The 1243-nt window shown below is 71.3% G+C and carries 1 protein-coding gene and 1 pseudogene; both read left to right on the plus strand.

The window, feature by feature from the left end; all coding sequences use genetic code 11:
• Positions 1 to 580 (plus strand): annotated as a pseudogene (locus tag E3T49_RS16305) (hypothetical protein); the annotation flags it as partial.
• Positions 581 to 583: 3 nt separating this feature from the next.
• Entirely contained in the window at positions 584 to 1183 is a 600-nt protein-coding gene (gene recR / locus E3T49_RS16005) for a recombination mediator RecR (protein WP_134425915.1), read from the plus strand.
• Positions 1184 to 1243: the final 60 nt, after the last annotated feature.

A 1243-nucleotide genomic window follows, 5' to 3' on the forward strand; every position in this document is an offset into this window, starting at 1 on the left:
AGCCGGCGGCTCCGCCGCGACCGGCGCGCAGACGTTTGCGCAGCCGTCCGCGCAGCCGCCCGCGCAGACCGCCGCGCGGTCGACTCCGGCCGCACCATCCCCGTCCTCCGCAGCCGCACCGGCTTCCGCCAGCGCGACGGCTCCCGCAGCCGCACCGGCCTCCGGCCGAGCTTCCGGCCGAGTCTCCGAACCGGAGCCGCCCTACGACGATGAGCCCCCGCCCTACGACGAGGAATTCCCGCCCGACCTGCACGCGAACAGCGGCCAGTCCGGGCGATTCCAACCGTCCTCGGCACGTGAGGCAGTGCCGGCCAGCTCGTCAAACCCCGGCACCGGCACGGTAGCCGGCACCGGAACCCAGGGCGCGGTGCACACCGGCACGGGCGCCCCGACCGCAACCCAGCCCCGCAACCAGGCGCAGAATCCGAACCCGGCGGGCGGCGCAGCATCCGTTGCCCGTCGCGGGCCGGCCTTTGCCGAGAAGCAGCGCTACGGCGAGTCGGTGGTGCGCGAGATTCTCGGCGCCACCTTCCTCGAAGAGCAGGCGCACGACCCGGCCCCCCGAACCAGAGGCGACTAACCCATGTACGAAGGCATCGTTCAGGAATTGATCGACGAGCTCGGCACGCTGCCCGGAATCGGACCCAAGTCCGCGCAGCGCATCGCGTTCCACATTCTGCAGACCGAGCAGTTCGACGTGACCCGGCTGGCGAACGTGCTGCTCGAGGTGCGCGACAAGGTGAAGTTCTGCGACATCTGCGGCAATGTGTCCGAGCAGAAGACGTGCATGATCTGCCGAGACCCGCGCCGCAATCCGGCGATGATCTGCGTGGTCGAAGAGGCCAAGGACGTCGTCGCCATCGAGCGCACCCGCGAGTTCCGCGGGCTGTATCACGTGCTCGGCGGTGCGATCAGCCCCATCGACGGCATCGGACCCGACGACCTGCGCATCCGCCAGCTGATGCAGCGCCTCGCCGACAACACGGTGCAGGAAGTCATCATCGCCACCGACCCGAACCTCGAGGGCGAGGCGACCGCGACCTACCTGTCGCGCCTGCTGACCACGCTCGAGATCAAGGTCACCCGACTCGCGTCCGGTCTGCCGGTCGGCGGCGACCTGGAGTACGCCGACGAGGTCACCCTCGGCCGTGCTTTCGAAGGCCGCCGCACCGTCACGAACTAGGGCTTCTCGCCGCCCGGCCCCCGCGCGCCCGCGCCCGCGCGCCCCCGCGCCCGCGCGCCC

This window comes from Cryobacterium cryoconiti (genome assembly GCF_004403065.1).
GTDB classification, from domain to species: Bacteria; Actinomycetota; Actinomycetes; order Actinomycetales; family Microbacteriaceae; genus Cryobacterium; species Cryobacterium cryoconiti.